This is a genomic window from Streptomyces sp. McG3, assembly GCF_018619185.1.
Lineage (GTDB): Bacteria > Actinomycetota > Actinomycetes > Streptomycetales > Streptomycetaceae > Streptomyces.
The window spans coordinates 1-6,901 of sequence record NZ_JAAXYC010000371.1 but is presented as its reverse complement, the minus strand read 5'-3'; the positions used below and the strand labels follow the sequence as shown (position 1 = coordinate 6,901).

General features: G+C 71.7%; 6 protein-coding genes and 1 pseudogene. 1 reads left to right on the top strand and 6 read right to left on the bottom strand.

Features of this window, described 5'->3' with window-relative positions; genetic code table 11:
* Nucleotides 1–221 precede the first annotated feature (221 nt).
* Together HET64_RS34510 and HET64_RS34505 are read right to left on the bottom strand one after the other, a co-directional pair.
* Nucleotides 222–1,271, bottom strand: a complete 1,050-nt coding sequence (locus HET64_RS34510; RefSeq protein ID WP_215111191.1) for a BMP family protein — start codon at nt 1,269–1,271, stop codon at nt 222–224.
* 174 nt (nt 1,272–1,445) lie between these two features.
* Complete coding sequence (locus tag HET64_RS34505) at nt 1,446–2,681, bottom strand: amidohydrolase (protein WP_215111193.1); 1,236 nt, start codon at nt 2,679–2,681, stop codon at nt 1,446–1,448.
* Nucleotides 2,682–2,985: 304 nt separating this feature from the next.
* Here HET64_RS34505 and HET64_RS34500 point away from each other — a divergent pair, with 304 nt between their 5' ends.
* Nucleotides 2,986–3,423 (top strand): hypothetical protein, encoded by a 438-nt coding sequence (locus HET64_RS34500; RefSeq protein WP_215111190.1) that lies wholly within the window; start codon nt 2,986–2,988, stop codon nt 3,421–3,423.
* An 18-nt stretch (nt 3,424–3,441) separates the two neighbouring features.
* On the opposite strand, the gene HET64_RS34495 is transcribed toward HET64_RS34500, so the two are convergent.
* From HET64_RS34495 to HET64_RS34480, 4 genes and pseudogenes are all read right to left on the bottom strand, one after another.
* The gene (locus HET64_RS34495) at nt 3,442–4,476 is read right to left on the bottom strand and encodes a hypothetical protein (RefSeq protein WP_215111189.1); all 1,035 of its coding nucleotides are present in this window, start codon (nt 4,474–4,476) and stop codon (nt 3,442–3,444) included.
* A 10-nt stretch (nt 4,477–4,486) separates the two neighbouring features.
* Nucleotides 4,487–5,419, bottom strand: a complete 933-nt coding sequence (locus HET64_RS34490; protein WP_018956009.1) for an N-acetylneuraminate synthase family protein — start codon at nt 5,417–5,419, stop codon at nt 4,487–4,489.
* A gap of 12 nt (nt 5,420–5,431) precedes the next feature.
* On the bottom strand, nt 5,432–6,673 hold the full coding sequence (locus HET64_RS34485; RefSeq protein ID WP_215111192.1) for an N-acylneuraminate cytidylyltransferase: 1,242 nt from the start codon (nt 6,671–6,673) through the stop codon (nt 5,432–5,434).
* Between the two features lie 41 nt (nt 6,674–6,714).
* Nucleotides 6,715–6,901: pseudogene (locus tag HET64_RS34480) on the bottom strand (hypothetical protein); the annotation flags it as partial.

Below are 6,901 nucleotides of genomic sequence, written 5' to 3'. Positions count from 1 at the left end.
GCCGAATCGTGAAACACGGATGCACGTCACCGTCCGGACGCGGGGTCCGGGCCGGGTGGGAGAGCACTGCGAGAGGCGGATCTTCTTCGAGAGGTGCTGCGGACGTCCCGGCCGCTGGGCGGAGATGGACCCGCGGCCCTGTCCGTCCACGGTCGCCGTGCGGCGAGGGGACGGACAGGGCCTCGGGGAAACCAGCCGTACGGCAGGAGGCGCCGAATCGCTTACGGAGCGGTCTTGACGGTGATCTTGCCGTCGATGATGTCCTGCTTGGCCTTGTCGACGGCCGCGATGACGTCGGTCATCTTGGTGAACGCCGGGTTGGACATCGACAGGCCCACGCCGTCCTTGTCCAGGCCGTAGCGGATCTCACCGGTGGTCGGCTTGCCGTCCTGGACCGACTTGATCAGGTTGAACACCGAGTCCTCGACGTCCTTGGTGACCGAGGTCAGGATGGACTCCTTGTAGGCAGCGAGGCCTTCCTGCTTGTACTGGTCGGAGTCGACGCCGATGTTCCACTTGCCGGCCTTGGAGGCGGCCTCGATGGCACCGGAGCCGGCCAGACCGGCGGCCGAGTAGATCACGTCGGCCTTCTTGTCGAGCTGTCCCTGGGCGGCGGCCTTGCCGAGGTCGGGCTTGGAGAAGCCGTCGAAGTTCGGCGGCTGCGTCAGGTACTGCGGGAGGACCTTGACCGCGGGGTCGGTGTCCTTGGCGCCCTGGATGAAGCCCGCCTCGAACTTCTTGATCAGCGGGGTCTCGACACCGCCGATGAAGCCGATCGTCTTCGTCTTGGTGACCTTGGCGGCGGCGACGCCGGCGAGGTAGGAGCCCTGCTCCTCGTTGAAGACGATGTTGGCGATGTTGTCGCCGGTCACCGAGGCGTCGTCGATGATGCCGAAGGTGGTCTTCGGGAACTTCGGCGCGACCTTCTTGATGGCGGGCGCGTAGGCGAAGCCGACACCGATCACCGGGTTGTTGCCGGAGCGGGCCAGCTCGGTGAGGCGCTGGACCTTGTCCGCGTCGCCCTCACCGTCGGAGGGCTCGGCCTCGCTGCCCTTGACGTCGAGTTCCTTCTCCGCCTTGGAGAGTCCGGCGTAGGCGGCGTCGTTGAACGACTGGTCGCCGCGGCCGCCGATGTCGTACGCGATGGCGGCCTTGTCGCCGCCCGAGTCGGAACCTGCGTCCGACGACGATTTTCCGCCACAGGCGGTGACACTGAGAGCAAGCGCCGCGGACGCAATGCCCACGGTGGTGATCCTGGTGATCCGGCGCAAGGGAAGGCTCCTTCAAACCTGACCGAAGCGCCTCTTCCGGCGCTGGTTTCGCGGCGATCGTAACGCGCGTAGATGTCAGATAAGAGCACGTACGGAAGCCGTTATCGGATCGTCGTGAACAGAAGGCCTCCCGCAGGTCCACGAACGGCCCACGAAGACTGTGTCAACGCTCCGCTAACGGTTCCCGTCGAACAGCGCGGCGGCGGTGAACAGCTCGACCCCCACGGTGACGGCTTCCTCGTCCACGTCGAAGTCGCCGCGGTGCAGGTCGAGCCCGCGCGTGTCGCCCGGGGTCCGGACGCCGAGGCGGGCCATCGCGCCGGGCACCCGCTCCAGGTACCAGGAGAAGTCCTCGCCGCCCAGGCTCTGCTCGGTGTCCTCGATCGCGTACGATCCGCGGCGCTCGGTCATCGCGGCGTCCAGCAGGCCGACGGACTCGGCGTCGTTCACCACGGGCGGCACACCGCGTACGTAGTTGATCACGGTCTTGGCCCGGTGCATTCCGGCCACCTCGTCGATGGCGGCGTGCACCAGGTCGGGGGCGTCGCGCCAGGCGTCCAGGTCCAGGCAGCGGACGGTGCCGGAGAGCTCGGCGTGTTGCGGGATGACATTGGGGGCGTGCCCGGTCTCCAGCCGCCCCCACGTCACCGCGAGCCCGGAGCGGGCGTCGACCCGACGGGCGAGCAGCGCGGGCACGTCGACGGCGATCCGGGCGGCGGCGGTGACCAGGTCGGTGGTCAGGTGCGGCCGGGCGGTGTGCCCGCCGGGCCCGTCGAGCGTGACCTCCAGCCGGTCGCAGGCCGAGGTGATGGCCCCGATCCGCAGCCCGATCCGCCCGACGTCCACCTTCGGGTCGCAGTGCACGCCGATGATCCGCCCGACGCCCTCCAGCACCCCGGACTCGATGGCGTCGACCGCACCGCCGGGCAGGACCTCCTCGGCGGGCTGGAAGATCAGCCGCACGGCGTGGGGCAGCAGCCCCTCCCGGTCGAGATCGGCGAGCACCAGCCCCGCGCCGAGCACGGTCGTGGTGTGCACGTCGTGCCCGCAGGCGTGCGCCCGGTCGGGCACGGTGGACCGGTAGGGCACGCCCGCCTTCGTGTCCGGGATCGGCAGCGCGTCGATGTCCGCCCGCAACGCCAGCATGGGCGTCACCCCGTCCCACTCCCCCACGTCGCACATGAGCCCGGTCCCGACGGCGAGAACCTTCGGCTTGAGCCCGGCCTTCTCCAGCCGGTCCTTGATGGCCGCGGTGGTGCGGAACTCCTGGTTGCCCAGCTCGGGATGCATGTGCAGATCCCGGCGGAAGGCGATCAGCTCGGCACGCAGTTCGTCGGAGAGCCTGCCGGGCAGCGCACCTCCCCCGGACTGGCCGGCCGGGTTGTGGGGGCGGGAGGCGCGGGACTTCAACTGGTTCACCCTAGGAAGCGTAGGCCCCCTGCCCCCCCAACTGGCCACAGATCAACAAAACTTCAGCCGCTCAGGCGAACAAAGTTTGGGTGAGGACGTGTGACGCAGGGTGGTTACGGGTATACCGGTTCCCTTTCCGGGCGGGCGTCCGGCACCGGAGGCACCGGACGGTTTCGCGGGGCGTGCCCCTGATGATCGGCACGCGCGGGCGAGCCGGCCGCCGGCGCGTGTGCCCTGACCCGGAACCTTCGGAGGCCACGACCCGTTTCCTCGTCCCGCCGTCCCCGAGAGAAAGTCGGTATCCGTGACCGGTTCCGGCGCCCGCCCCACCGTCCTGTACGCGTCCGAGCGCACGTTCCGTGTCTGGCGGTACGGGGTCGGCCACTCGCACCTGTTGCTCCGCTCCCTGCCGGCCGGCCGGGACACCACGCGGCTCGACCTGCACTTCGAGGCGGTCCACGCCATGCGCCTCGTCACGCGCTACGAGGCACTCCGCATCGTCGCGGTCGACGAGCCCGAGTTCTCGCGCGTCTTCGCGGAGTCGGGTGTTCCGCCCGTCTGGCGGGATGCGCAGCTCATCGTCGGGCTGCGCTCCCGCAGCGGCACGGGGTACGTACAGTGCGGGCGCGTGATCCTGGACCGCCGGGAGGGTCGCACGGGCGACGAGCTGGATCCGCCCGGCCCCCGCGATGTCGTCTGGAGCCTGCGGCCGGGTGATCCCACCCCTGCGCCGCCACCGTGACCCGCCGCGGCGGGGGCCCTACGCGTGGGCCGTCGAGGTCAGCCGCTGCACCCCCCGCGCCGTCTCCGTGACCCCGCTCAGGAAGCCCTGGGCGCGGGGCGAGGCCGTGGCGCGGAGCCATTCCGGGGCGATGTCGCAGACCGCCACGTTCACGCCCGTGCCGGCCAGGGCCAGCGGGAGGGTGTGGACGACCGTGGAGGGGAAGCTGACGATCGTGCGGCCGATGGGGCCTCGGCGCGCGATGAGCTCCAGGGGCAGGTCCGGGCGGACGATCTCCAGGCCGGTGGCGGCTTCCAGGGCGTGGAGCTTCTCGGCGGACTCACGTCGGTGGGCGAAGTAACGGGTGGCTCCGTGGGTGCGGGCCAGGGTCGTGACCGCCTCCTGGTACGGGACGGGGTCGACGACGCCCGTCTCGACCAGGGAGGTGCCGACCAGGTCCGCGCCCTTGCCGATGCTGGGCGGGCCGAAGCGGGCGCGGGTCCAGGCGAAGGTGTTGCGGGTGACCGCGATGCCGGGCGGAGCCTCGACCGGCATCGCGGTGAACACCTGGACCGTGTGGTGCTCCGTCGGGGTGAAGCGGCGGCGGGCCGTCGCCGTCACCGGGGCCAGGACCAGTTCGCGCGGTCCGGTGCGGCCCCGGCGGTGCCAGCGGGTCAGGCGTTCGCCCCGGGCCAGCTGGGCGACGAACTCCATGGTGGCCGTGCCGTCGTCGACCACCGTGAGGTGATCGGCGCGGACCAGGGTCAGCAGGAGCTGCACATAGCGGGAGAACGGGTCGCCGATCACTATGTGGTCCGCGCGCCGGACCAGGCCGGCCAGGGCGCGCAGGGCCTTCAGGGGCGCGCCGGACTCACCGCGCGCCTCCTGCCAGCGGACGGCGATGCCCTCGTCGCGGGCCAGCTCCGCCATCCGGCGCAGCTGACCGCGCGACATCGGGTCGACCGGGGGGAGGACGACGACCGTGGTGTCGGCCGGATCGTCTCCCCCCTGGGTGTGAACCCACTCCAGGACGTTCAGGAGCTGGACCGGGCTCTCGACGAAGGCGAGGTTCACCGGTCGGCGCTCAGACCGCGACCGGCTCGGGGGCCGGCGCGTTCTCGGTCTCGGCGACGACGCCCGCGACGCGGCGGAGCTTCTTCATCGGGCCGAGCTCGGACTCGTACACCTTCTTGACGCCGTCACCGAGGGAGGCCTCGATGGTGCGGATGTCGCGGACCAGGCGGGTCAGGCCCTGCGGCTCGACGGAGGCTGCCTGGTCGGAGCCCCACATCGCGCGGTCCAGGGTGATGTGGCGCTCGACGAACGTGGCGCCGAGCGCGACGGCCGCGAGGGTGGTCTGGAGGCCGGTCTCGTGGCCGGAGTAGCCGATCGGGACGTTCGGGAACTCCTGCTGGAGGGTGTTGATGACCCGCAGGTTCAGCTCCTCGGCCTTCGCCGGGTAGGTGGAGGTGGCGTGGCAGAGCAGGATGTTGTCGCTGCCCAGGACCTCGACCGCGTGGCGGATCTGCTTCGGGGTCGACATGCCGGTGGAGAGGATGACCGTGCGGCCGGTGGCGCGCAGGGCGCGCAGCAGCTCGTCGTCGGTGAGGGAGGCGGAGGCCACCTTGTGGGCGGGGACGTCGAACTTCTCCAGGAAGGCGACGGCCTCGGTGTCCCACGGAGAGGCGAACCAGTCGATGCCGCGCTTGGCGCAGTGCTCGGCGATGGCGGTGTACTCGGCCTCGCCGAACTCGACGCGGTGGCGGTAGTCGATGTACGTCATCCGGCCCCAGGGGGTGTCGCGCTCGATGTCCCACTGGTCGCGCGGGGTGCAGATCTCCGGGGTGCGCTTCTGGAACTTGACTGCGTCGCAGCCGGCTTCGGCCGCCGCGTCGATCAGCGCGATGGCGTTGTCGAGGTCGCCGTTGTGGTTGATGCCGATCTCGCCCGTGATGTAGACGGGGTTGCCGGGGCCGGCGGTGCGGGTGCCGAAGGTGCGCAGGCGGGAGGTGCTCATGGTGGTGCTTCCTTACTTGGTGGGGACTGTGGGGACAGAGGGAGTGGTGGTGAGGGTGGGGCCCAGCAGCCAGGCCGCGATCTCGCGGATGGCGCCGTAGCCGCCGGGGGTGGTTGTGACGGCGCGCGCCGCGGCGCGTACCGAGTCGTGGGCGCTCGCGACGGCGACGGGCCAGCCGGCCAGCGAGAAACAGGGCAGGTCGTTGACGTCGTTGCCGACGTAGAGGACCCGGTCGGGGGCGATGGACTGTTCGTCGCACCACCGCTTCAGCGCCTCGTCCTTGCGGTCGATGCCGTGCAGGACGGGGATCTTGAGCTTGCGGGCCCTGGCCGCGACGACCGGGTTCTGTTCGGTGGAGAGGATCAGCAGGGGCATCCCGGCCCTGCGCAGGGCCGCGATGCCGAGTCCGTCGCCCCGGTGCACGGCGACCGTCTCGCGACCCTCGGAGTCGATCATGACCCGGTCGTCGGTCTGGGTGCCGTCGAAGTCCAGGACGACCGCGTCCACGTCCGCGAGGGAGGGCAGCGGTGAGGGGTCCAGGAGCGGGGCGAGCGCGCGGGCGCGGGCCAGGTCGTGCGGGTCGTCGATCTCCAGCACCCGCGCCGGGTCGGTGGGCACGAGGGCGGTGTGGCCGAAGAAGCGGTGGCGGTGGGCGCGGAAGCCCGTCGCGTCCATCGCGTAGGCGGCGCCGGTCTCCAGGTAGTCCTGGGGGCGGTCCTGGCGGCGGGGGCGAACGGACTTGTCGTGGTTGACGCCGTACGTCGCTTCCTCGACCGCGTGCCCGTCACGCCAGACGAAGCCGTGGAACGGGGCGACCGTGACGGCCGTGTCCGCGCCCTCGTGGGCCACCGCCCCGGCGACGCCGTCGATGTCCTCGCGGGAGACGAACGGGCTGGTGCACTGGACGAGGAGGACCACGTCGACGCTCCGGGCGCGCTCGGCCTCGTAGACGTCCATCGCGTGCAGTACGGCCGCTTCGCTGGTGGCGGTGTCGCCCGCGATGGCGGCGGGGCGCTCGACGCAGTGCAGCCGGTGGGCGGCCCCGAGGCCGGCGGCGGCGGTGCGGGCGGCCTCGGCGATCGCCCCGTCGTCGGTGGTGACGACGACGTCGGTGACCTCGGGGGCGGCGAGCGCGGCGCGGACGGCGCGGGCGACCAGGGGGATGCCGCCGACCTCGGCGAGGTTCTTGGCGGGGACGCCCTTGGATCCGCCGCGGGCGGGGATCACGGCGAGGACGGTCGGGGGCGGTTGCATCGTTGTCCCTGGGGTCATGGTGGCTGCTCCTGGAGTGGTGGTCACAGCTCCCCCATCCGGCGGATCACGGGGGCGACGCGCTGGACGCCCTGGCGGTAGGCGCCCCGGGCCGCGTTGCGGACGGTTTCGCGCACCGCGCCCCGGACCCGGCCGGGCTCCTGCGGTGCGGCCGCGCCGGGCAGGGGCGTGCCGTCGGGGGCCAGGTGGTGGCGGGCGAGGATGCCGGGG